The sequence below is a fragment of the Myroides odoratimimus genome, from assembly GCF_004337635.1.
Classification (GTDB): Bacteria; Bacteroidota; Bacteroidia; order Flavobacteriales; family Flavobacteriaceae; genus Flavobacterium; species Flavobacterium odoratimimum.
In genome coordinates this window covers 2,953,196-2,978,751 of sequence record NZ_CP037427.1, presented here as the reverse complement: position 1 = coordinate 2,978,751, position 25,556 = coordinate 2,953,196, and the positions used below count along the sequence as shown (strand labels likewise).

Here is a 25,556-nt window from a genome sequence, read left to right as displayed (position 1 = left end):
AATTACTTTTTAGGAAATTTAAATTCCACACTTGTTCCTATATTTTCTTCTGAGTGTACAGCTAATGTACCTTTCATAAACTGTATACGCGATTGTATGTTGTGAAAACCTGCTGACTTCTTTAAGTCTAATTTATTAATATCAAAACCTCTTCCATCATCTTCTACTGTGACAATAATCTCGTGTTCTTCTTCTACCAACTGAATAATAATCTGAGAGGCAGCAGCGTGCTTTATAGCGTTGTTTACTAACTCTTGTATAATGCGATAGACTAACAATTGTTGATCTTGAGATAGAGAATTCGTATAGCTCAAAAATTCGATATGAATATCTAAAGTATCATTAGACATACGAATTCCAAACTCGTCTAAAGCTTCTTTTAAACCATAATTAACCAATAAATCAGGCATTAAATTATGTGCTACCTTACGAAGTTCTGTGACTGCAGCATCTATCTGATTAATGGATTTATCTAACCCTTGTTTAGCCTGACCTTCTACTTTATCATTTAACTGTGTAAGATGTAATTTGGTACCTGATAACAGACCACCTAAACCATCGTGTAGATCACGAGCCAAACGCCCTCTCTCCTGTTCTTGTCCTTCTAAAAGAGCTGTTAAAGTAGATATTTTTGAATTTTGTTTTTCTTGTTCGATGGCTAAGTTATGTAGCGTATCTCTCTGTTTCATTGTCTTTAAACGTTGTCTATAGGCATATAACAATAGGAACACGACTAAGATAAAAAATATCATAGAAGCAACGTAGAAGGTATTGAGTTTATCCTTATAAGCCACAATACTCTTATAAGTCAATAAGTCCTTATTCTTCTGTTCTGTTTCTAACTGTGATAGACGTAATTGCTGTGCATTCTTCTGTGCTTCAAGCTCGGAGAACTTTAATCTACTACGTTGATTCTCTTCTGTCAATTTTAGATTGCTCAACAGTTGTTCTCTCTGCTGAGCTAAAGCACTCATCAGTTGAATCTTTTGTGTATTTTGATCTGATTGAAACTGAAGCTTGATCAGCTTCTGTTGTTGTCGTTCTTTATCAAACTCAGCTTCTAATTTCTTTACAATCTGTAGTTTATCTTGGTTGTAAAGCTTTTTAAATAGGGCTAAATACTCTTGTTGATAGTAAAAAGCTTCTTTATAATTCCCTTGTTCTACATAAATCTCCACTAAGGATTCGTAAATATTCAATTCTATATTGTGATCAACAATACTTGACTTTTGTATAGCCTGTTGCGCTTCTAATAAGTATAATATAGCCGCATCACTATCACCATTAGCCAAATGGATAGTAGAAATAATACCATACGAGGAAGCTATATGATCTGCTTGGTCTATTTTCAAAGCGATCTGATTAGCTTTTTTAGCGTATTCTAAAGCTTTCGTACGATAACTGTCTGGGAAAGAATATAGGTATAAACTCGCTAAATTATTATTGGCAAAAGATAAATCAGATAAGTTATACATCACGTCCTTATTCTGATTAAAGATGTCTATCGATTGCAAGAAATATCGCTCCGCTAAATCTCTATAATTAATATCTGAAGAATGACTCTCATATAGACGATTATACAGATTCCCCATTTGCATAAAGGTCGTAAACTTTACTTGAGGATCTGACTGTGATAACGCATATTTGAGTGCCGTTTTAGTATATTTCTCATGTAACTCCTTCTCTCCTAACTGACCATAAATAACACCTAACTCACTATTAGCAAATGCTTTTCTCTTATTCAATGTAGGCGAACTACTGGCAGCTTCATAAAGCTTAATAGCTGATATAATGCTGTGTACAGCCTTATCCTGCTTACCATCCCTACTGTATAACCATCCCTCACAATAAGCTACATAGCCCTTAGTCTCGGCATCATTTAGCTTTAGGCTATACTGTTTGGCTAACTCAAGGCTTTTTATTGCACCCGAATTATTCTCTCTAATACGCCTATTCACAGCCTCTATACAATATAATATACTTACATTATTATAATCTCCTTTTTTTAAGGCTGTATTGAGATTCTGGGTGAATACCTGCTCAGCTTTATCATATTGTTTATTCGCATAAAGAGCAGAAATATAAGACACTACCACAGTATTCTGAACAGTACCAGTACTTACTTCTGCTTTATACTTTTGTTCCCAACTTTCTAAAGATTGAGCAAGCATGGGCTCTATGCCAGTAGCCAATAACACAAGTGTCAAAAGAGAAACTCTCTTCATGCTCAACTTTAAATGCGATAAGGTATATAAAGATTTCTTCAAAAAATACAAGATATTAGGTATTACGCTCAATACAAATATATTTATTCTGTTTCTTATTGAAATAAATATCTATAAAAGGCTCATATTGTAATCCTATTTGATATTTAAACTCTAAGTTTTCATCCCATTGCATCGGAATATCTTCTTCTGGCCAAATCATAGCCCAGCCTCCTGCATATCCATATATTCCCTCATTATGATACATCGGATGGCTCTGCATCCATAAGTCTATATAATCATCATTATAGATGGATTGTAAGTCAGATAGATCATCACTATTACAGTCATTATCTTTAACCCACTGTTGAACTTCAGCATCACCAAAATGCATCAAATGCTCGAAGTTTGGGTATACTTGTTGAGTTTTAGTTGTTAGAGCTGTATATTTCTTTAAATCAATGGATTGGATATCAATGGATTCAAACAAGAATATCTCATCCTTCTCTACTAAGGCCATCCATTGATTTAGGTATTTGATTATAAAGCTGATACTTTCTTCTTCATTGACATAAGCGACTTGCTCATCACCTGGTATTGCTTTCACAAAAAGGTGTGATTCTCTAATCAAAGTCTGCGCTTTCTCTTTTAATTGTTCTAAGTTCATTTATTGTTTTTTAAGCTTATATTTTAGCAAAGAAGTCAAACTTTTTCTCTGCTATTAACTTAGGTTCTTGATTTGGATGTTCTTCATATACTTCTATATAGACTACTTTCACATGAGTAGGTATCCTATACTCCTTTTCTTCACTGTAGTTATACCCAGCTATAGAAGCTCCTTCTTTACCAGCTATATGCTTAATATTTACATAGTACTTAAGCGTTATACCATTGCCAAACTGTTCTCCTTGTTCAAAGCGTATCTTAGAAACTTTGCGAATCTGTAACCCTCTAGACTTAATATTCCCTTGTATGCTAAATCGCAACACTTTATCCTCTTTAGAAACTAAAGAAACAGCAGGTACAAATCTCTCTGTAACCTCCTGATAAGTGGTATAAGTATGTTGTTTACCTGTTTCAGGCACTTCTCTTGTCACTTGTTTAGGTGCAGTATATATCGCTGAGACTTGCAATGTTTGAGCCTTAATCTGACAACCAAATAAGCTAAATATAGATGCTAAAATCATAAGGTATTTCATTGTTCTAAGGTAGTACAAGCATTCAAGATTAAACATCCCTAATTACAGTGGTTTTAGAGTTATAAAACTATTTATTATAATTTCTATCTGTTATCTCTAATTTATCTAATAATAAGTTTGCCTTACCTCTTACTTCATTCCATACTTGATGAACATCTATATATTCCCATTCCCAAAGATCTTGAGGGATTTCATCTATCTCCTTCTTAAAATTAAGTAACTCCTGCCTTAACAAAATATCTATTCTCTTATTTCTAAAGACTGTTTCAAAAATAACTGGAGTGAAGGCATAATCAATTTCAGATTCTAATTCAAACAAAGGATCAAATGTAGGTTCTGATAATTCGTCTAATTGATTAACATTCAATGCAAACAATATAATTGAATTTATCAGACATGAATAATAAAAATCAACGTGTTGGTCATAATCTATCTTTCCGCTTGGTTCTTCTTTTGGTTTCTTTTTAAAACAGAAAAGTGATTTTAAATTAATTTTCATCATAACTTTATCTTTATATTTCTTGGAAATGCTCATCACCTTTCTATTCTTCTAAATACGCTCTACCCGTATAAATATCTATATAATAACTTACTGTTTTATCTTCAAGCTTTACTCGAACTAAACCGTCTGAATAGATGTATTTATAAGCCTTCACACCTATATTCTCCTTCTTTATCTGATTGTAAAGTGTATAATTCTCATCCTTCTCTTTCTGCAAGGCATAGATACCTTTAGCAATATCCAAAGCAAGTATAGAAGTGTACTCAGGTGCTATACTCCACAGCTGCCCTTTTTTATCCCAAACCCCATACTTACTATCACCTTCTTTTCCCTCTATATTGACAAGATATAGTTCATCACTACCGGTATAGTACTTTACTGAAGCGACCTTCTGATGAGGTATAACCATTTCTTTAGCAGGCCATACAAGCCTCTCTATTTGATCTGACACCTTAAAACTATCCAAATCAAGCTGTTCTAGCACTTGCCCGTTTATATCTAGATACAGCCAATCATAAGCCCAAATATCGTGATCATAATTAAAAACACCTATTAAAAAATAAGGAGAATTATGAATAGAATATACAAGGGTTGCATTCTTTATAAAGGCTACTTGTTCTGTTGTAGTCTTTGTAATTTCTTTTGGAAAGGCTTTATCATATTGAGGATATGGGTAGACACTCCCAGTATTCGTATCTTTTAATAACTTAGGAACGATTGGTTCAAAGCGTTCTTGCATCAACTGATCAAGTACAAGGTCTTCATTACTATACTTTATAGTAAGCGTATTAACACCTTCTAAGCTCTGATGTATTGCTTTCTTCTGCTGTACATCATAAATAGAAAAAGAGTTATTAGAACCTTTTATAAATCGCTTATCAGCTAAAGTTGTAATGATATCAGACTCCTTTTTCTTTAAATATTGATTCTTAATTGCATAAAGTGTCTCATTCCAATAAATATGCTCACCATCTACTGCTTCAGGATTTAGAGTGTAACTATCTTCTAAATAAGGGACTTCTTTGTGCAGTAAGATCTGTTTGGTTTCAATTACCCCAATCTCTATACTATGATAGGTTTGTTCTTTTTTAATAGCTCCACCTAAGATATTCCACTCCCAATTCCAGATAGGCATCTTTCTCTCATATTCCCTCTGTTTCTTATAGAATGTCAGTCCATTCACCACTTCTATCTCTATCTCACTCTCTCCTACTTCAAGTACTTCTTTTCCAGTGGTATCTATAACAACAGAAGCTCCCTTATTATTTATAACCATCGCATAACCTGTCGAAGTATAAGCAGATGCGCTGTTATACTTTATCCCGTTAAAAGGCTTTAAATTATCCTTATTTACATAGATAAAGTCATTCTGTTTAGTTAAAAACGGAATAAGTTGAGTAGGTTCTACTTGAGGCATATTTAAAGAGGATTTGTCTTTTCTCAATTGAGCATAAGTTATAATAGATATCAATATCAAAAGGGTACTTAATACAGCTACTTTCATACTTTTCATTTTTGTATTGGATAAGTAACAATATTAAAGAAATAAGCAAAAGGAGACAATCCCTATTAGTGGGGATGTTTTTCAATTCCTATAGCATAACTATTGTTTTATATTTACTAGAATAGAAGAAGACTTACTTGATTGAATCAAAAAAGGCTACCTTACGGTAACCTTTTTCTTTGTTTGTAGTTTGTAATATGTGTATAAGAATTTTCTTCTTATTTATTTCCTTTAGCGTAGTCAGCTAAGAACTGAGCTAATCCATTATCAGTTAATGGGTGTTTTAAAAGACCTGTGATAGCACTTAAAGGTCCTGTCATAACATCCGCACCTAACTTAGCACAGTTTACGATGTGCATAGTATGGCGTACAGACGCAGCTAAGATTTGTGTTTCAAATCCGTAGTTATCATAGATAAGACGGATATCTTCGATTAATATTAGACCATCAGTAGAGATATCATCTAATCTTCCAATGAATGGAGATACATAAGTAGCACCTGCTTTAGCTGCTAATAAAGCTTGCCCTGCAGAGAATACTAATGTTACATTAGTTTTGATTCCTTTAGAAGAAAAGTACTTACATGCTTTTACTCCTTCTTTAGTCATTGGTAATTTTACTACGATCTGAGGATTAAGTGCAGCTAGTTGCTCACCTTCTTTAATCATCCCTTCGTAATCTACAGAAATAACCTCTGCACTTACATCACCTTCTACTATCTCACAGATAGCTTTGTAGTGATTTAAAATGTTTTCAGCTCCTGTGATTCCTTCTTTAGCCATTAAAGAAGGGTTAGTGGTAACACCATCTAATACCCCCAGTGCCTCAGCTTCTCTAATTTGATCCAAATTAGCTGTGTCAATAAAAAACTTCATAATCTATATTATTATATTATGTTATGTTGTAACCCAAAAGTACGATATATATTCATCACTAGAGCGATTCTTAGAGAGTTTTTCTAACAATACTTACACCCTTAATCCCTATTCACTGAGTCCCAAATAGTAATGATTTTCCCTTTATTAGCCTTTAATCTTGTAGTGATTCATCAGCATCTTCTCATACACCTTCCCTGGTAGTATTTTTTTGAGGATTAATGAGAACTTCTGCAAAGGCTCCCCTACTTTATACCTCACTTTTGGCTTAGGTGTATTGATCACTTTATGAATAGCTTTAGCCATCTCTATTGGATCTCCACCACTGTCTACATGCTCATCCATCATATCTAATGACATTTGGTAAACTTCTTTATAAGCCGAATTGTCTAATACAGGAGCATGATAGCGCCCTGCCGCAATATTGGTTGCAAAATCACCAGGTGCTACATTAGTCACTTCTACATTAAATGGCTTTAACTCCATTCGCATAGCTTCTGTAATTAACTCAAGAGCACCTTTAGAAGAAGAATAGATCCCTCTAAAGGGCAATCCCATATATCCTGCTATCGAAGTAACATTAATGATTAAACCTTCTTTTCTAGCACGCATATGAGGCAATACAGCTTTCATGACTTCAATTGGGCCAAATACATTCGTTTGGAAGTTATTTAAGATTTGATCAGCAGGGATTTCTTCAATTGGTCCTGTGATTCCTACACCAGCATTATTGATTAATACATCTATTTTTCCTTCTATCGCAATGACTTCTTCTATAGCAGATTGAATACTAGCCGTATCGCGTACATCTAAGCGTACTAAAGGAATTGTTGAATCTACTACTCTCTCAGGATTTCTACTTGTTCCATATACTTTACACCCATGTTGTGTCAAATATTCTCCTACACTCCTACCTATACCAGAAGATCCTCCTGTAATAAAAACGATTTTACTCATTGTATTTCTTGATTTAGAACAAAGATAAAAATATTCAATGAAGAATGCTTACTGTCGCTTTGTTGTTTTCTTTTTCTATTCCCCCAGAACCACCACACCTCCTGCTTCCTGTTCCCGGTTTCCTGTTCCCTGTTCCCTGTTCCCTGTTCCCTGTTCCCTGTTCCCCGTTTCCTATTCCCCGTTTCCTGTTCCCTGTTCCCTGTTCCCTGTTCCCTGTTCCCTGTAAACTGTCAACCAAGCAAAACATGCTAATTCTTCTTATCTTTACCCCAAACACTTTAAGACTCACTCATGAATAAAATTATATTAGCTGCTAGTCTATTAGCACTTAGTATGTCAATGACTAGCTGTAAAACAACTAATTCTATTTCAAACAACCAAACAGTTTCTTCTACTTATTGGCAAGAAATATCTGCTGACTCTATGGCTGTAAACCTAAAAGTATTAGCCTCAGAAGAATTTGAAGGAAGAAGAACAGGAGAACCTGGACAAAAAAAAGCGACTGAATATATTACCAACTTCTATAAAAAGAGAAGTATAGCGTATCCTAAACAAGCAGATGGCTACCTACAGCCTGTTCCTAGTGCTTTTATGAGAAATAGCATGATGAGATTAAAGGATAGCGAGAATATTATGGCTTTTATAGAAGGAAGTGAAAAACCTGAAGAAGTACTAGTCATCTCAGCTCACTTTGACCATATGGGAATATTACTTGACAAAATCTACTATGGTGCTGATGACAATGGCTCTGGTACAGTAGCTGTAATGGAGTTAGCTCGTGTATTTAAAGACCTTGAAAGCAAAGGAATAAAACCTAAAAGATCCATTCTATTCTTACATGTAACAGGAGAAGAATTTGGACTATTTGGATCTGAGTACTATGTTCAAAACCCTATTATACCATTAGAAAATATCGTAGCGAATATTAATATCGATATGATCGGACGTACAAGTGATAAATATAAGAAGGATGGAGACTATATTTATGTAGTAGGCGCTGATAGATTGAGTAAAGAATTACATCAAATGTCTGAACAATCAAACGCAAACTCAGTCAATATCGATCTTGATTATACTTATAATGATGTCAATCATCCTGAACAAATTTACTATCGTTCTGACCATTACAGTTTCGCAAAGCACAATATCCCTGCTATGTTCTACTTTAATGGAACACATGCTGACTATCATCAACCGACAGATACCTATGACAAAATAGAGTTTGAATTAATGAAAAAACGTACACAATTAGCTTTTGCTACAGCGTGGACTATTCTAAATGCAGAGCACAAACCTCGTTTAGACTAAATATAACGCTAAACCTCTTTTAGATATGAAAATGATTTGGATCAAAACTATAGATATAAGTTTATTTCTATTGTGCACCATTAATCTGATTCTATGGATCATGCGTGGCTTATACGTTATCGGAACGAATACTTCTGAGACCTTTCAATGGATCTATGAAGAAGCATATACCCCGATGCTATATGCCTTATTTATCCTACCTGTCTTAGTAGTAGCGACCATGATTAATAGAAAGTTCTCAATACAATCCTTTACCTTCCTATCCTTAAAATGTTTAGTGATTAACTTCTTTCTAATCTTTGTGTTAAGGTAAAATGTCTGCCAATGAAGGCAGATTTCACCAGATATGAGAAATCTCCTATCTCTAGAAGTATAAATGAAAAAGCCCACTCGATGAGTGGGCTTTGCTATTATCTATTTTATCACTCCTTTATTAAGTAATAATTCTATCATCTTCTCTGTATCTTCCTTGCTAAACTTCTCTGTTTTTGACTTAAAACCAACTTGCTTAATCTTCCAATCTTTCATTGCTTGATACACAAAATCAACATTAGTTGTTTTTAAGTCTGCATAAATCTTCAATACAGTATTAAACAACTCTATTTTATCAGTCTCCTTATTAATGAAAGGCAAACTATAGATCTGTAACAAGTTATTTATAGCCATAACGAAGTTTTTATTCTCTTTCTTAGAGACAACATCTAATATCTCCTTTTCTTTCTGATAAAGCTTTTTTATTCATACTAAATTTGGTAAGTAACTGTAAATATACCACCTCCCCCTTGACCATACAAGAGGAAAACCATAAAGGCTACGAATAATTAAGTAAAACAGAAAAAACCACACAAAACGAATTGCAATTCGCCTACAGCGTGAATGCCCACCCCAATATCAGGTAATTTACAGACACAACGTATTACCAATTGTGCGTCGTAGGGGCGAATTGCAATTCGCCCACACAACGAATACCTGCACCACAAATACCCACACAACGAATGCCCACATCGTGAATTGTTTGTCCCAAACATTATATGGTATATTGTTTACCCGATTATAAACGGGCGAATTGCAATTCGCCCCTACCTGTGAAATTTATCATCGTGCCATCGTTCAGGATTGGTAATGATATAATTCGATATATACTGATAACTTCTCTCGTCTCTTATAATATACTCATAGTAATTTCTCTGCCAGATGGTACGGGCGGTTGGGGGCGTTGGGGCGAATTGCAATTCGCCCACACAAAACGAATTACAATTCGTCGCTGCCTTTATTCTTTTTATTGTGGCTATTTTATAACCTCTGACGATAGCCCCGATCGTTTGAGACGGAGATTTAAATCCTTTATTATCACCTGCCTTTGTTTTATTCTTCGCAATCTCGATTATCGCATGCATATGATTAGGCATAATGATAAACTCATACAAAATCACATTATCTCTCACATTTGCTGTATTCAGCCATTCATCCCTTGCAATCTCACCTATCTCATTCAATGTTAACACCCCGTCTTTGATAGATCCGAAGATATTCTCCCTATCCTGTACACATAGCGTGATAAAGTATAATCCCTCAGATGCATAATCATACCCTTTTAAGCGTATAGATCCCCTTTGTTGATAGTTCATCATCTTATAGTTATTCATAGCCACATAGTTGTTACCTAAATCACCTAATACATTGATTTTAAATATACCACTTTTCTTACTACCCTCAAAAACAAGAAAAAGCCCATCTTCACAGACGGGCTTTTTCATTAAGCACTTCGAATACCTCAAAGTCAAGAAACTTCATCGAACTAAGAATAAGAGTCTGACCTCTGTATTGAATAAAATAAAATGTCTGCCGATATCGGCAGACATTTTATTTTATCCTAATCTTTAAGATAAGTATTCATTATATATTTTAACATACTCAACAAATCGTTCTACTTTCTCTTGGTTAACCAATTCATCTAAGATATCTAGGGCTAACCGAATAGGATCTTTCTCAATACAAAATAGGTTACTATCGCATTCTATTCCAGCATAATTAGAGTCTCTTTTCATACCTATCGCCCAATTCTTTAAGAATAAACCTAATGGTATTTCGACTATTTCATGATTTGCCCATCCTTCTTGTCTACATGCATTTGCATAAGCATTCCCCGACCAAAAGCATAACAGTAAAGCCTCTTCCCCCTCTTCGTCTTCAAAATCATTAGAATATAAGAAAGCAAAACCGCGAGGTTCTTTTAAAGCATAGATTATTTCAGTCTCACAGATTCTCTTTATAAATCTCTTATACTTTACTTCTAATGTAGCAGTGTCTTTTAACATGTTTTATTTTTTATAATATCTTACTCTAAAAAGTCATGAACTCTTCTTCTAGTATAGAATAAATATTAAATAACTTCAAATAAAGAAGCTTTAAGATTCCTCTCTTGATTAATACCTCTTTATTTCTCCGTCTATTACTCCATTTTTATAATTTACCTCTCCTTTTAATCTTCCATCCTCATAATATCCTTTCATCGCTCCGTCTAAGACACCATCCTTATAGCTTGTTTCGCCTTGTAATTGTCCGTTTTTATAATACTCCTTACTCACCCCATCTAGTTCCCCATTCTTATAACTCGCCTCTACTTTTACTTGACCATGCTCATAGTATCCTTTGGTAATACCGTGTTCTACCCCATTCTTATACATCATTTCTATCTCTAGTTGCCCATCTTCATAATACTTCTTAGTAACTCCCTCCAGCTTCCCATGCTTATACGTCATTTCAATTGCAGCTTGTCCATCCTCAAAATAGCTTCTCTTACTTCCCTCTAGCTTTCCATCCTTATACGTTTTCTCTAGCTCTAGCTTTCCACTTTTATAATATTCCTTAAAACTGCCATCCAATACTCCATTCTTATAGTTTGCCTCAGCTTTTACTTGTCCATCCTCATAATAGCGTTTAGTTATCCCATCTAACTTTCCTTGCGTATAGTTTTCTTCTAAATCTACTTTTCCATTGGCATAATAGCTCTTTGCACTTCCTGTAAATACCTCTTTTGAATTCACTTCATACATCACGCCATTACGCTCTTGAAGATCATTGATATGAACTTCTTTTTTAGCACAGTTTATGAATAAAACTGAAATAAATAAAATACACAAAACTCTTTTCATACTTACTTTCTTAAAAATCACATCGGAGAATCTATTGTTCTCAACAACAAAAATAGCCTTATTCTTATAAATAAATCACAAATTGTCTCAATCTATTTACAACCTTCCTAAACTAAAAAAAGCCCACGAATTAACGTGAGCTTTTATATTTATAAAGAGATATACTATTTCTCGAATTCTTTTAATGTTTTAGTAATAATACTTACACAGTCTAATAACTGCTCTTCGTTCATTACTAATGGCGGAGCGAAACGGATGATGTTACCATGCGTTGGTTTTGCTAATAATCCGTTGTCTCTTAATTTAAGACAGATGTTCCAAGCTGTATCACTTTCTTCAGTATCGTTGATGATAATAGCGTTTAATAAACCTTTACCACGTACTAAAGTACAGATATTACTAGTAGCAATATACTTGTTAAGCTCCGCTCTGAATAATTGTCCAAGTTTCTCAGCGTTATCCGCTAATTTCTCGTCTAATACTACATCTAGAGCAGCCATAGCTACAGCAGCAGCAGTAGGGTTACCTCCAAAAGTAGAACCGTGTTGTCCAGGTTTGATTACATTCATAATCTCATCATTTGCTAACACAGCAGAGATAGGATATGCTCCTCCTGATAATGCTTTACCTAATACGATGATATCAGCTTTGATATTTTCGTGGTCGATAGCTAACATTTTACCTGTACGAGCGATACCTGTTTGTACTTCATCTGCAATGAATAAAGCATTGTGCTCCTCACATAACGCTTTAGCAGCAGTTAAATAACCTGCGTCTGGTACATAAACTCCAGCCTCACCTTGAATAGGCTCAACTAAGAAACCTGCAATAGTTCCTTTGTTAGCTTCTAAAGCTGCTTTTAAAGCTTCTACATCATTATAAGCTACACGGATAAATCCATCTGTATAAGGTCCGTAGTTTTTACGAGCATCAGGATCGTTAGAGAAAGAAATAATCGTGGTCGTTCTTCCGTGGAAGTTGTTCTCACATACGATGATTTTCGCTTGATTCTCAGCAATACCTTTTACTTCATAAGCCCATTTTCTACAGATTTTTAAAGCAGTCTCTACAGCTTCTGCCCCAGAGTTCATCGGAAGAACTTTATCAAAACCAAAAAGCTTAGTGATTTTCTCTTCGTATAATCCTAATTTATCATTGTAGAATGCTCTAGAAGTCAATGCTAGTGTACCCGCTTGATCAGCGATCGCTTTAACGATAGCTGGGTGGCAGTGTCCTTGGTTTACAGCAGAATATGCTGATAAAAAATCATAATATTTCTTACCTTCTACGTCCCATACATATACTCCTTCTCCTTTAGATAATACTACTGGTAGTGGGTGGTAATTATGTGCTCCGTATTTATTTTCTAGCTCAATAGCATGAGCTGAAGTCATTTTGTTCGACATTATAATTGTTTTTGTATTGTTTTTGTTCTCGCAATTTAAATCTTTTTTAGTGAAATCTAAAATTAATATTTGTTAGAATTAAGTCAAAAACAAGCTTTACTTTTGACTTAATTTAAATTTATCACGTCTACTATTCCCAATTCCTTAATAAAACTCTCATCATGGCTAACAACTACTAAGGTTCCATTAAACTCACTTAAAGCTTTAGTTAAACTCTCAATACTAATAATATCTAAGTTATTCGTAGGTTCATCTAATAGTAACACATCTATCTCTGAAGCTAAAATAGTCAGATAACACAACACGAGCTTCAGTTTCTCTCCTCCACTAAATGTACTTATCTTATTTGTCCATAAGCCTACCCCTATTCCGTACTGAAATAATAGATTGCGAAGATCCGCCAGAGAGTGTTTCCCTTTATTAGCCAGTTCTAACTGATCTATAGGCGTTAAACTATGATCTAGTAAAGAGTAAAATTGATCCAAATAGACCACCTTAGCATCTGCACGGTATAATTCTCCTGTAGTAGGTAGATAAATTCCTTGTAACAATTTAAACAGCGTAGACTTACCAGAACCATTCTTTCCTTTGAGCAAGATTCTATCTCCGCTCATGATTTTAAAGTCAAGATTCGTCTTAAATATTGGAGCAAATGCAGGAGAATAACGATAGTTCATTTCTTTAGCTTCCCATAACAACTTCCCTTTATGCAAAGTAGATTGGGGAAAACGAATAGCAAACAGTTTATCTCGTTCTAATTGGGTTCTTAATTCTAATAATTCAGATTGTATTCCCTCTTTCTTTTGTTGGTGAACATCCTGTAGCTTAGCTACGCTGTTCTCTGTTTTATTGCGCATCGCATTAATAACAATCTTTGGAAGACCTGCTTTTTTCTCTGCTTTTTTGTTCTGAGCCTTGTCTTTACTTATTTGCTCTGTACGTTTAATATCCGCTTTTTTAGCATCTTTCATTTCTTTAGACAGATGATCTACTTTACTCTGGATACCTTGTAGACGCAGTTCTTTTTGTTCTTTGTATAGGCTGTAATTCCCTCCATACTTAAACACTCCATTAGGTGTTAGCTCAAAAGTAATAGGCATTAACTCAAGTAATACCCTATCATGGCTGACAATAACGATAGTACCTTTAAACTCTTGTATATACTTATAGAATAATTCCTTGGTTTCTAAGTCTAAGTGATTAGTAGGTTCATCTAATAACAGTGTGTCTGCCTGACTTAGCATCATCTTCGCAAATAGAACCTTCGTCTGCTGTCCTCCACTCAGACAATCCATCGTAGTATCTGGTGATATCGTCTCTAATCCCCAATACGCTAATACCTTAGCGATCTGTTCTTCTATGTCCCATTGATCATTAAGTACTTCGTAGTCCTGTTCTTCTACAGAACCCGCTAGTATAGCACGGAGTGCCCTAACCTTATCAACTACCCCTACTGCTTCATAAATAGTGTGAGATTCAACTAATTGTTTATTTTGTGGCAAGTAGAATACTGTCCCATTAATATGAATAGCAGGTTCCGCTAACTCTAATTCTCTAGCGATTAGTTTAAGTAATGTTGTTTTGCCAGTACCATTTTGACCGATGATACTAACCTTCTCTCCTGCATTAATAGATAAACTAATATTTGTAAATAAAGGTGTCTTATCTGCGTGATAATAAGATAAATTTGATATAACTATGCTCATAGTCTTTTAAAATTTAACCCAGAATAAGTAATAGACCAATAAACGAAAAGTAAGTATACAAAATAGGTCTGAATTAGCGATACAATCATACTGTAGTATGGTTTTAGAACTAATGAAAGAGCTATGAAGTAGAACTGCTTTATAGTATTTGGCTGAGGCTGATTCTTGGTTTACTGCTGTGAATAATCCATACGTGGCCCGTACACCACTCCTCACGGTCAAAAAATATGTATTTACACGATACTAAGTATTATGACAACACAAGACTGTTGTCAATTTATAAAGATGATAACCACTCGTCGGACTGAAGTTTGTCCTTTTATCTATTGGTTATATATAACCAATCTTTACTTAGTTGTGTACATTTAGACTATTATTCGTTAATACTGATGCAAATGTATATCTACTTTTAGTTTTAAACAATTATTTGAACGATATTTTTATTAAAAAAGGCTGTTTGACTAAAAAGGTCTTATACCTAATTGTATAATAATGTTGTTTTAGAATGATGTAAGTACCTGTACGTAGCTTGCACTTTCTAGGGGATTCCTTGCAGTTTTCTAGCACTTTGCTTGCCTAGAAGGTGGTTTTCTCGAAGAAAGGTGCAAGAACCCCTCAAGCAATCCTCTAGCAGGTCAGAACAAAACTGTCTTTTCTTTAATCAAAATCAGATTAAAAGTTTTTTTTATTCTATGTTTACAGTCCTATAATCAAAAAATATGAGTAATAAAGAATTAACAAATAGATATGGATCACTAGCTTCATGGGTGTATCATATCGATAAACCTATTGGAAGATCCTTTGGAGATGTAGAATACTATAGTGAAAGATTAAAAAACACAGAAGGAGTAATCCTAGAACCTGCATCTGGAAATGGAAGAATACTAATCCCTCTATTAGAAAAAGGATTAAAAATAGAAGGGTTTGACGCTTCTGCAGCAATGCTTTCTTACTGTGAGCAAGAATGTAAACAAAGAGGTCTCGATGGTGTCTTTAGACAAGAAATGTTTAATACCTTCACCTCTACTACCCCTTATGAAGCAATTATAATCCCTGCAGGGTCATTTCAGCTTATTACGAATACTGATGAAGCTATTGAAGTATTAAAACGCTTTAAATCAGCTCTAAAAGAAGGTGGTCGATTAATAATAGACTTATCTCCTTTTTCTGCATTAGCAGAAGCTCCTATGCTAGCTAGACAGTGGAATGTAGAAAATGGAATGCTTACACTAACAGAATCTAGAGTAGAAACATCTTATCTTAAGCAGACTACTATATCTCAATTGAGGTATGAGCATTGGGATAATGAGAAAGGATTAGTTAACTCTGAAATAGATTTGTTCTCCCTTCGCTTTTGGGGAGTAAAAGAATTTGAACTAGCCTTAAGAGCTGTTGGTTTTACTGAGATTACCATCAGTAGTAACTACTACTTAGAAGAAATTTCAGAAGAAACACATACGCTAACTTTCGAAGCGAAATAGGTAAAACAAACAGGGAGGTTATCATCAGGATAAGCTCCCTGTTTGTTTATACTAAATGCCGTAGGCAAATAATTCTTAATTTTAAATTCCTAATTCCCAATTAATTTGCGGTCTTGATCATACATCCCTACCAAAACACTATTGCCTTCTTCATCTACGCGTAATCCGCCGTATTTAGCTTGTTCATACTTCTCTGCATCCCCCTCTTGAAAGAAGAAACTCTCTGCCCCAATATTAAATCTCCAGCCTTCATAGTTAAAGTATTTGATGTAAACTTGATTAGCTTTCTTCTCTCCCATTTCATTGATCATCTTCACCAGACTCCCTACATTATCCTTATCTAAAGACAGTAAGACATATCCACGCTTATTCAGTTTACTCTTTTCTACAGCCTCCTCAATATCGTTCACAGCTCTAGCTGATAGTTCTTCTTCTGTAGTTGTAAGGATCTCATTCTCACTAACAGGGCTTATTGAATCTAGAATACTTTGATCAAAAGTACTTGTTCTAGTTGATATCGCATAGTTAAGATTCATATAATCTCCTTGCATTAAGGACCTAGGATCTACAGGAGCTAATTCTAGCAATACGAATAGTCCTTCTTTTATTGTCTTTTCCTTTTGTAATACTGCTCTTACGAAGAAGATACCAATAAGTACAAATACAACTAGGATAATTATGTTCTTCTTATTTTTCATTTGTCTGTCCCTCACCTTTTTGAATTAAATAATAGATACCTAAGAATAATACGCCTATGCCCATCATAGATAGAGATTTCTCTAATAAAGAGATGCCTAAGTCATAGTAAAACATGCCCATTGCCCAAATTAGAGTTGCAATACTTAAAGCAAAACCTACTTTATATTGCCTTTTAAAGCTCCAAAGCATCAATAAAAATGCAATACCAAATGCTGGATAATTAAATGCTATTAGTACATTAAAGATAAGGACTAAGCCATAAGCCATCACTTTAATGCTGACTTGAGTTACTTTCATTTTATTTAGTACTAAATAAACCGTTGCTACTACTAGGGCTAATATGGTAATAACTAAAAAAAGGTGAACTCCTCTATATTCACTAAAATAATAATAACCATACTTCATAGTAGAAGCAATAATCCCCATTACAAGTGTATAGCAAAAAGAAGCAGTAAAAACAGCTAAATATCTATCTCTTATCAGTTTATTTATTGTTCTTAATCCTTGTTCTTGCCAAAATAAATAAACAGTGAACAATAGTACAATAGCTAAATAAATATGATAGAAAGTTTCTATTTCTAATTGAAATAATATTACATGAATAGAGACTAATACACATAAACTACTCAAAAATGCTATAATCTGATTATTATAAAGTAGCAATGTGATTCCGCCAGTAATTAACATGATCAGACCTGCTAAATCTGTAGCTTCTGCTAGTCCAAAGACTAAAAAAGCATATCCTATAATAAATAAAGAAACAGCAATACTATCTGTTACAGCGCTGTCTTTACTTCTATTCAATGCAAATGAGCCTACTAAAAACAGTAATCCCATAATACTTAAAAAGGTATTATTAGAAAACAAATCACTCGATATCAAAGCAATAAACCCCATAAATAGTCCTAAACCTATAAGACTCCCTATTACTGAAATTACTCTAATTATAATTGACTTAAGCGCTAATTTGCTTTGTGCCACTTGTAGGGCATCTTGCTCTACTTCTACTCCTTTTTGGATTAAAGAAGTAACTATATCTTTAAATTGATTACTGTTCATTGCTCCACACTTTTTTCTGGTTTATAATCAACTTCACAATTCCAAAAGTTCCTCCTATACAGTATAATGCATATAATAATAACGAAGCCTCATTGATATCAGCAATCTTGATAATTAAAGCAAATACAATAGCAAATACAGAAAGTAAAAAATAACTATACAACAATAAATCCTTAGCTTTTCTACTCCATAAGAAACTTCCAATAAACCAAGCGATAGAAGCTATTACTAGCATATATAACCCTCTTAAATCAGCTTTAATATAGCGGTCTGTACTTACAAAAATAAAAGTAATAATACCACTAGTTGCAACTGAAAAACAGGCTAAAGAAAGTAGTCCCGTATAATATCTATCCAATTTATAATTCGTTTTTTTGGCTAAATATATAGGTACTAAATATAATACTACATTCAATAGTAAAAGAAATAATCCACTATAGAACAATAGATCATCACTCGTTACTTGTAAGAAATAAAGAATTAAAGTTGTGTTAGCTAACACAGCATAAAATAACCACTGAGGAGAGAACTTATTAAGCACCGACCATGGAGTTACTGCTAATACCCACATAAAGAAGAGATCGTAAGCATTAGCTCCTGTCTGATACACTTGACCATAAACAGCAAATAACACCCCTACTAATATACTCGCACTTAACAAACTAACCTGTTTTACAACAGCATTCAATTTAGGGTACACAGCTCCTATAACACTGATAGTTAAAAGAGTGAATACAAGTAAAAACTTGATGTTTTTATGCAGGTCTGCCCAATTGTATGCAAAGAAAAATACTATACCTGACAGTAAAAACCCTGCTCCTAAGGCTAGTGTCAAATACTTGATAAACTTCTGCCAATCTGTGATATTAGCATAACTCTTCTGCTCTAACAATTCTCCTAACTGAGAATCAGAGAGTGAGCTATGCTCTTTTAGAAGGTATAAATCTCCCTTATCAATCTTTTCTTTCATGCTTCTTTTTTATTTTCTCAAACGTAATACAATTTATTGAAAGTTGTATTACTTCACCTTAGAATACACCCTATATTGCTCATAGATTAGCTGAAAAAAGGGAGATACTATCACATGGTATTCTAAGTCGAAAACGAAAAAAAGACAGTATCTAACCGATTAGATACTGTCTTTTTTATAATTTCTTTTAAAAACTTATACTGTCTCTAAAATCTGAGCAGCGTGGTCTTTAGTCTTTACTTTACTAATCACATCAGAAATAACTCCTTCTTCATTAATCACAAACGTCATTCTATGAATACCGTCATACGTGCGTCCCATAAATTTCTTAGGTCCCCATACACCGAAAGCATTTAATACTTCTTTCTCTTCATCAGCTAATAAGGGAAATGGCAAGTTATTCTTCTCAATAAATTTCTGTTGTTTAGCAGCTGAGTCAGCACTAACACCTAGTAATTCAAATCCCTTTGCTTTTAACTCTGCGTAATTGTCACGCAAGTTACAAGCTTCCCAAGTACATCCTGGTGTACTTGCTTTTGGGTAGAAGAATACTACTAGTTTCTTTCCTTTATAATCACTTAACTGATGTACTTTTCCTGATTGATCTAATGCTTTAAACGCTGGAGCTTTTTGCCCTACTTCTAATGTCTTCATCTTCTTCCTAATTTAATTGATTACGTAAAAATAGGAGAATTTATAAGAACTATCAAGGCATATCCTATAAACTCTCTCTATCGTGTGATTATTCTTTTAATATTATTTTGCCAAATTGATTAATAATCTTGTCCTCTACCATCATCTTCTGAATCACATGTTGAATCACTTGATCCATCTGACTTCCTAATTTAGTAAAATCAAAAACTCTTCCGATAGCTTTAGTTAAATCTTCATGTGGCACACTAAAGTTAGTTTCTAGTAACTCTATTATCGCTACCTCTATCTCCTCAGGACAGATGTCTTCTATATTTCTCTTTTCTATAGTATTTTCTCTATAATGAGTCAACCCTCTTTTATAAAGATCTTCATTCCAATAAAAACTCTTGATAAGAGAGCACACTAGTACAATTAGGAATCTCATTAATCAATTCGACTAAATATGCCTGCAACTTCGTACCAGTACGAGAAATATTCCATATAGTCATCATCTTTTTAAACAAGTAGTTCTGACTAATAGGTCCTTCCGTCTGAATAATTTGATACAATTGATTCTGTACTAGATTTCTATTGCTTTGAAGGTATATTGTCTCAGAGTTACCATCCGCTATAGCATTAAAGTTAGCAGATTCATAAGGCCTTTGTCTAGATACAGCTGCCTTATCAGTCACTTCGATTAAATGTTTGCTAATAAAATCATTTGATCCTGTCTCCATCTCCACTTCTTCAGCCTTCTGATAGGTCTCATCTATCTTAGCTTGTAAATCTTGTAGAATTAACTCCTTATTCTTAAACCAATCAATCGTCCATATACGGTATATATTCCATCCAAGTCCTTTTAATACACCAGGAATTAATAATTCTCTATCATTGGTTGTTTTTGCGTTGTAGTAATTTAATCCATCTACTAGGATTCCCATTACATACTCATTCGGATTATTCTTATCAACGACACCTATATCTAATCGATAACTAGAAGTACCAATATTCGTTTTAACATCAAATCCATTCTCTTTAAGATAAGTAGCAATGGATTGAATCAATTTATCACTTTGTTTAACAGATTCACTCTCAGCAATATTTACATATCCTTTTTCTGCAAAGTCTAAGAAATTCTTCAATCCCTTCACTCCTTCTGCATTAGTACGTCTAAGGTCTATCTGATCCCCTTTAAGCGAAGAGAATATCTTCATCTCATACCTCGCTCTAGTCACAGCTACATTAAGACGTCTCCATCCTCCATCTCTGTTTAACGGTCCGAAATTCATTGATACCTTGCCTTCTTCATCAGGGCCATACCCTATAGAAAACAATATAATATCACGCTCATCTCCTTGTACATTCTCTAAGTTTTTGATAAAAAGCGATTCTGAAGCTCCTAGCATTTTCTCCTCTACAGCAGGGTTCTTGATCAGCATATCTGACAACATATCTTCTATCAAGGTCTGTTGAGTTTGACTAAAAGTCACTACACCTAGAGACTTAGGTTTTATTTGACTATAGTGCTGTTTTATATATTCAACGATAGCTATAGCTTCTTTTTTATTTGTACGAGACTTTCCTTTCTCATACATCCCCCCTTCTATAAATTCAAAAGTTACTTTCTTATCCAAGTCATCCTTAGACGGGAAAGTCAATAACTTATTGTCATAGAAATTAGCATTACTAAACGATATCAAACTCTCGTGCTTACTTCTATAATGTCTTAACAAATACTTAGACGGTAATGACAGAGCCAAACAATCATCTAGAATACTTTCTAAATCTTCTAATTCTAAATTATCTTCATCTACCTTATTAGAAGCAAAGAAACTAGTCGGAGGCATCTGCTTAGGATCTCCTACGATAATAGCCTGCTTAGCTCTAGCTAAGGCACTAATAGCCTCGGCTGTAGGTAACTGAGAAGCCTCATCAAAAATAACCAAGTCGAAATGCTCTGTACTAACATCAAAGTACTGTGCTACCGAAATAGGACTCATCAGCATACACGGCTTTAAGCGAGAAAGTAAATTAGGCATCTGATCGAATAGTTTTCTCAAACTCAACCCTCGTCCTCTACTGCGAATAGCACGTTTTAGCATTCCTAATTCTGAACTCTGAATAGAGTCAAAGAATGATCTCGGAATACGACTACTTAATTTTAATACTAATTGACTCTTATTTAATTCGGTATACTCATTGTGAATATCGTGATACTGTTTGATTAGAGTCTCATATATCTTAGCGTCAAAACCACTAAGTGCAAAAGAGTTACTTACTGTTTTAATAAATAAATTGATGTGCAATATTCGCTCTAGCTCTACTTCTAGATTGTCCTTTTCTATTCTACCTTGTTCTAATAAGTCAATAAACCAATCTAGTTCAAGCTTAGTTCCCTCTTCTCTATAGACATTATAGTTAATCCAATCACTTAACTTATCAAGGTTAGCTAAGATACCGTCAACTTCATCACTTAAAGGTGCTGTCGAAGAGAATGCCTGAACATCGTGGTATTTTACCATAAATGTCTTTAAGAATGTCGTAATCTCGGAGATTCCTCTTCTTACATTTTGGTTTCTATAAAAATCTAATAACCATTTATCTATTCCATAATAACCATGCTGTTGAGCCAGTTTAGAAAGTCCACTTAGGTTCTCTATTTCTGTATAAATAGCTTCAAAGTCTAATCTATCATTAGTATAGTAGATTTTAGACAGTCTATTAATATCCCTGTAATTAGAGTCCTCACAGCTTAGTTTTAACCTCTTGAAGTCATCTAATTGATTAAACAGAAGATTAACATCATGCTCCGATTTAATCTTTGCTTTAGAATATCCATTTAAGAAAGACTTTACTTTTCTCTGCTTAAGCCATTTAGGCAAGAACCAAAGATGTTTAGATTTATTCCACTCTTGTTCTTGAAGTGATAGATCTACTTCAAGTATTTTCTTATTAAATTGTTGAGTAATTGAATCCTCTATGCGTATACACTTCTGATGTAACTCCATCCACTTGTGTAACAGAGAGAATTGATTAGCATCAAAGTATAAGTCAATTAATTCATAAGATAAATTGCTCTTAGCTAATAATTCAAACATCGTCTGTAAACTATTAGCATCAATTCTTTTATCAGACAAAAGTTTAAAGTTAAACTCTGCACTGATTTGCTCATATTCACGAGCTGTATATTTATAATCAGACAGTACAGTCTTAACTGTACTCTGGATATCGTATTTATGTTCTTTTATCGTTAAAGAACGCAAAGGATGTGACAAAGGGCTCTCTATGCGCTGACATATAGAGGCAAATTGTACTATCCAATCCTTCCAACTTGTATAAGTAGACTGTGTAATCTCATTTAAATCAATATCTACAAGTAAATCGCTATTAACAGCCACATGGTTAAGCTCTAAATAGGCTATGGTATCATATAAACTCCATCCAATACTAAAACGTTGATGTAGCTGAGTTATATACTTTCTCAACTCTGCTTTGCGTTGATCTATCCTATTGGAAGCTTCCTTGAAGTCATAGTTACCCTTATATTTTGGCACTTCTAATGTAGCTTCGAACTGCGCTAATACATCAGATTTACGTGTTTTATTAGAATGCAATTCCAAACAGAATGGTCCTAGTCCTATCTTTTCTAATCGATGGTGTACTACATCTAGTGCAGCTTTTTTAGCAGCTACAAATAAGACCTTTTTACCATTTGCTAATGCATCTGCAATGATATTAGTGATCGTCTGAGACTTACCAGTACCTGGAGGCCCGTGTAAAACAAAACTTTTATTAGCATGTGCATTTCTAACTGCTTCTAATTGAGAATTATCAGTAGAGATAGGTAATGTCAATTCTGATGATGTCAATTGCTCTAACTCATCATCATTACTATCGAGTACTTCTATTGATTCTGACAGACTACCATTCAATAAACTATTAACAATAGAGCTCTTTTGAATCTCATCTGCATACTTAGAAATATCTTGCCATAAAATCAATTTATTAAACGAAAAAGTCCCTAAGATAATCTGATCTAATACATCCCAACCTTTTAAATCTATTATCGTCTTTCTAACTAAAGCAAGAACTTTAGGTACATCAACACCTAAATCATCCATCGGCAAATCTTCTAGGGCAGTCATATCAAGTTTAAACTCTTGACGTAAATACTCTAACAACGTGATATTAATCATCGTCTCCTCGTCTCTCCCTCTTAGTACAAACTTAGAGTTAATAGACCTCCTATTAAGCTCCACAGGCACTAATAATATAGGGGCATATCTTACTGTTTTCTCAGATTTGGGTTCATACCACTTAAGCAATCCTATCCCTAGATATAGGGTACTCTTACCATTTTCTTCTTCAGCTAATTTAGAATTTCGATATAGATTAACTAAGATATTATCTAAGTCATACTCATTGTAGTAACTATATAGTCTATTATTCTTAAACTCTGAATTTACTACTTCGAATAGCTCTTCTGATGAATGTAATGGTGGATAATATAGATTGTACTTATTTAATATCTCTTGCTGGCTACTTCCTTGTATAGTATACGCTTTACCTTCCGCTAAAGAATCTTCTAAATCACTTACATTTACATCGATTAACTGTAGAATACTCTTAGTAAATCGAGTATTTAAAAGATTGTTTCTAAGGGATAAATCTAATAGCTTCCTCTCCCAAATACGTTGTTTAGATAAAACAGTTCCTTCTCCTAGTTCTAAATCACTAAAAGCATTAGACTGAGCAAATCGCTTATCTATACTATCTTTTTTTCTACTAATTTCAAAATCGTGGTTCTCAATAAACTCTCCACTACTCTTTCTATATACTGGTAAAGGTAATACATTATTGATGCGAGAAGTCTTAACGTCAATAGACAAGATAAAATCAGAAGCTTGTAACAGCTGAGTTTCTGCAGATGCCATTGCTTCTTTAAGTGTAAAAGTAGCCCCCTTACAGACCATGGTAGATTCTATAACGATAAGTTCACTGATACTCGTTGCTGCACGTTTAGTAATCGCTGTCTGATCATAATTAACCATAGAATCAAATCTATCATCTACTAACCAAACACCAACAAATATGTGCCCTCGTGTCAAAATAAGAATAGGATTTAAGTCTATCGCTTCTAAACATGCTGCAAAGAGCAATGTTATATCCATACAGTTACCAAACTTGGTCTCTATCACTTGATCTAATAATCGAATACGCTGGCCTGTACGCTCATAACTTGGTGGCAATGCACTATATACTAAATCCATACTTTGTATAGATCGGTAAATAGCGGATACCATCTGTAATACGCGTTCACGACTACCTGACTGATATCCTTCGAAGGAAGGAACTAATTTATTCTTCTCTAATATTCTAACAGCATTAGACTTAATAGGGTAAATAGCATCATGATTAGGTAAGATATACGACGCTAATAATTGTGGAAAAAGCTCCACTCCCCCAAAGTAGTCTATAGGTAATACCTCTATTTGGAAGAAAGTCTCTGCTAATACTTCGTCATCTAACTTTAAAGCTATCTGAACCGTATCAATATCTTTCTCTACTACATTACGTATAAAATGTAGATTATATTTAAAATCAAACTTCGTTATGGTATAAGCCGTATTAGACTCTAAGCGTTCAATAGGCACAACATTATCCTCAAAAAAACCTAGTTGCGATGAGATGTGAACTTTAACCCCTTCATAACTTTCTTCTAGATTATCTATTAGGATACGTTGTATAAAGTGATATTTCTGAATACAAAAAGTATAATTGAAGTAACTATACTTCTGTACTGATAATTTTATTGATGTATTTTGTTCCATAGTGTCACAATTATGTCTTCCAAAATAGAGCATTCCTACTCTACTTTTTCACAACAACTGTCAATTT

Annotated in this window: 22 protein-coding genes; 3 read left to right on the top strand and 19 right to left on the bottom strand. The window is 34.1% G+C overall.

Annotated elements, in window-relative coordinates; all coding sequences use genetic code 11:
- Nucleotides 1-2: 2 nt before the first annotated feature.
- From E0Z07_RS13400 to E0Z07_RS13370, 7 genes are all read right to left on the bottom strand, one after another.
- On the bottom strand, nt 3-2,297 hold the full coding sequence (locus E0Z07_RS13400; protein ID WP_131540832.1) for an ATP-binding protein: 2,295 nt from the start codon (nt 2,295-2,297) through the stop codon (nt 3-5).
- Nucleotides 2,281-2,871 carry a hypothetical protein gene (locus E0Z07_RS13395; RefSeq protein ID WP_006261180.1) on the bottom strand — a complete coding sequence of 197 codons (591 nt, stop codon included), beginning with the start codon at nt 2,869-2,871 and terminating at the stop codon, nt 2,281-2,283. Before E0Z07_RS13395 ends, E0Z07_RS13400 begins: the two co-directional genes overlap by 17 nt.
- Nucleotides 2,872-2,887: 16 nt before the next feature.
- Nucleotides 2,888-3,439 (bottom strand): hypothetical protein, encoded by a 552-nt coding sequence (locus tag E0Z07_RS13390; protein ID WP_036496669.1) that lies wholly within the window; start codon nt 3,437-3,439, stop codon nt 2,888-2,890.
- 31 nt (nt 3,440-3,470) lie between these two features.
- Entirely contained in the window at nt 3,471-3,938 is a 468-nt protein-coding gene (locus E0Z07_RS13385) for a hypothetical protein (RefSeq protein WP_233445978.1), read from the bottom strand.
- A gap of 7 nt (nt 3,939-3,945) precedes the next feature.
- Entirely contained in the window at nt 3,946-5,409 is a 1,464-nt protein-coding gene (locus E0Z07_RS13380; protein ID WP_131540831.1) for a hypothetical protein, read from the bottom strand.
- 218 nt (nt 5,410-5,627) lie between these two features.
- Entirely contained in the window at nt 5,628-6,284 is a 657-nt protein-coding gene (gene fsa, locus E0Z07_RS13375; RefSeq protein WP_006261176.1) for a fructose-6-phosphate aldolase, read from the bottom strand.
- 147 nt (nt 6,285-6,431) lie between these two features.
- On the bottom strand, nt 6,432-7,241 hold the full coding sequence (locus tag E0Z07_RS13370) for an SDR family oxidoreductase (RefSeq protein WP_006258899.1): 810 nt from the start codon (nt 7,239-7,241) through the stop codon (nt 6,432-6,434).
- 291 nt (nt 7,242-7,532) lie between these two features.
- Here E0Z07_RS13370 and E0Z07_RS13365 point away from each other — a divergent pair, with 291 nt between their 5' ends.
- Both E0Z07_RS13365 and E0Z07_RS13360 read left to right on the top strand, forming a co-directional pair.
- Complete coding sequence (locus tag E0Z07_RS13365) at nt 7,533-8,549, top strand: M28 family metallopeptidase (RefSeq protein ID WP_006258900.1); 1,017 nt, start codon at nt 7,533-7,535, stop codon at nt 8,547-8,549.
- A gap of 25 nt (nt 8,550-8,574) precedes the next feature.
- A complete protein-coding gene (locus E0Z07_RS13360; protein ID WP_006258901.1) occupies nt 8,575-8,862 on the top strand; it encodes a hypothetical protein in 288 nt (95 codons plus the stop codon).
- Nucleotides 8,863-8,963: 101 nt separating this feature from the next.
- On the opposite strand, the gene E0Z07_RS13355 is transcribed toward E0Z07_RS13360, so the two are convergent.
- From E0Z07_RS13355 to E0Z07_RS13330, 6 genes are all read right to left on the bottom strand, one after another.
- Nucleotides 8,964-9,215, bottom strand: coding sequence for a hypothetical protein (locus E0Z07_RS13355; protein WP_006258902.1), 252 nt, complete (start codon nt 9,213-9,215; stop codon nt 8,964-8,966).
- Between the two features lie 413 nt (nt 9,216-9,628).
- Nucleotides 9,629-10,306 (bottom strand): transposase, encoded by a 678-nt coding sequence (locus tag E0Z07_RS13350; protein ID WP_131540830.1) that lies wholly within the window; start codon nt 10,304-10,306, stop codon nt 9,629-9,631.
- A 123-nt stretch (nt 10,307-10,429) separates the two neighbouring features.
- Entirely contained in the window at nt 10,430-10,867 is a 438-nt protein-coding gene (locus E0Z07_RS13345; RefSeq protein ID WP_131540829.1) for a DUF2750 domain-containing protein, read from the bottom strand.
- 108 nt (nt 10,868-10,975) lie between these two features.
- Complete coding sequence (locus tag E0Z07_RS13340; protein WP_233445977.1) at nt 10,976-11,704, bottom strand: toxin-antitoxin system YwqK family antitoxin; 729 nt, start codon at nt 11,702-11,704, stop codon at nt 10,976-10,978.
- Nucleotides 11,705-11,868: 164 nt separating this feature from the next.
- Nucleotides 11,869-13,110 carry an ornithine--oxo-acid transaminase gene (rocD, locus tag E0Z07_RS13335; RefSeq protein WP_006258906.1) on the bottom strand — a complete coding sequence of 414 codons (1,242 nt, stop codon included), beginning with the start codon at nt 13,108-13,110 and terminating at the stop codon, nt 11,869-11,871.
- Between the two features lie 107 nt (nt 13,111-13,217).
- Nucleotides 13,218-14,816, bottom strand: a complete 1,599-nt coding sequence (locus tag E0Z07_RS13330) for an ABC-F family ATP-binding cassette domain-containing protein (RefSeq protein ID WP_006258907.1) — start codon at nt 14,814-14,816, stop codon at nt 13,218-13,220.
- A gap of 719 nt (nt 14,817-15,535) precedes the next feature.
- On the opposite strand from E0Z07_RS13330, the gene E0Z07_RS13325 reads away from it, so the two are divergent.
- The gene (locus E0Z07_RS13325; protein ID WP_131540827.1) at nt 15,536-16,297 is read left to right on the top strand and encodes a class I SAM-dependent methyltransferase; all 762 of its coding nucleotides are present in this window, start codon (nt 15,536-15,538) and stop codon (nt 16,295-16,297) included.
- An 89-nt stretch (nt 16,298-16,386) separates the two neighbouring features.
- Here E0Z07_RS13325 and E0Z07_RS13320 read toward each other — a convergent pair whose 3' ends face one another.
- From E0Z07_RS13320 to E0Z07_RS13300, 6 genes are all read right to left on the bottom strand, one after another.
- Nucleotides 16,387-16,995 carry a GDYXXLXY domain-containing protein gene (locus E0Z07_RS13320; RefSeq protein WP_131540826.1) on the bottom strand — a complete coding sequence of 203 codons (609 nt, stop codon included), beginning with the start codon at nt 16,993-16,995 and terminating at the stop codon, nt 16,387-16,389.
- Nucleotides 16,985-18,055 (bottom strand): DUF4401 domain-containing protein, encoded by a 1,071-nt coding sequence (locus E0Z07_RS13315; protein ID WP_131540825.1) that lies wholly within the window; start codon nt 18,053-18,055, stop codon nt 16,985-16,987. The genes E0Z07_RS13320 and E0Z07_RS13315 overlap by 11 nt, the downstream gene beginning before the upstream one ends.
- Nucleotides 18,045-19,025, bottom strand: a complete 981-nt coding sequence (locus tag E0Z07_RS13310) for a DUF2157 domain-containing protein (RefSeq protein WP_016649460.1) — start codon at nt 19,023-19,025, stop codon at nt 18,045-18,047. Before E0Z07_RS13310 ends, E0Z07_RS13315 begins: the two co-directional genes overlap by 11 nt.
- Nucleotides 19,026-19,220: 195 nt before the next feature.
- Entirely contained in the window at nt 19,221-19,679 is a 459-nt protein-coding gene (gene bcp / locus E0Z07_RS13305; protein WP_006261164.1) for a thioredoxin-dependent thiol peroxidase, read from the bottom strand.
- Between the two features lie 88 nt (nt 19,680-19,767).
- Nucleotides 19,768-20,103: a hypothetical protein gene (locus tag E0Z07_RS18280; protein ID WP_233445976.1), complete on the bottom strand. Its 336-nt coding sequence runs from the start codon at nt 20,101-20,103 to the stop codon at nt 19,768-19,770.
- The gene (locus E0Z07_RS13300; protein ID WP_233445975.1) at nt 20,048-25,489 is read right to left on the bottom strand and encodes a DUF3320 domain-containing protein; all 5,442 of its coding nucleotides are present in this window, start codon (nt 25,487-25,489) and stop codon (nt 20,048-20,050) included. Before E0Z07_RS13300 ends, E0Z07_RS18280 begins: the two co-directional genes overlap by 56 nt.
- Nucleotides 25,490-25,556: the final 67 nt, after the last annotated feature.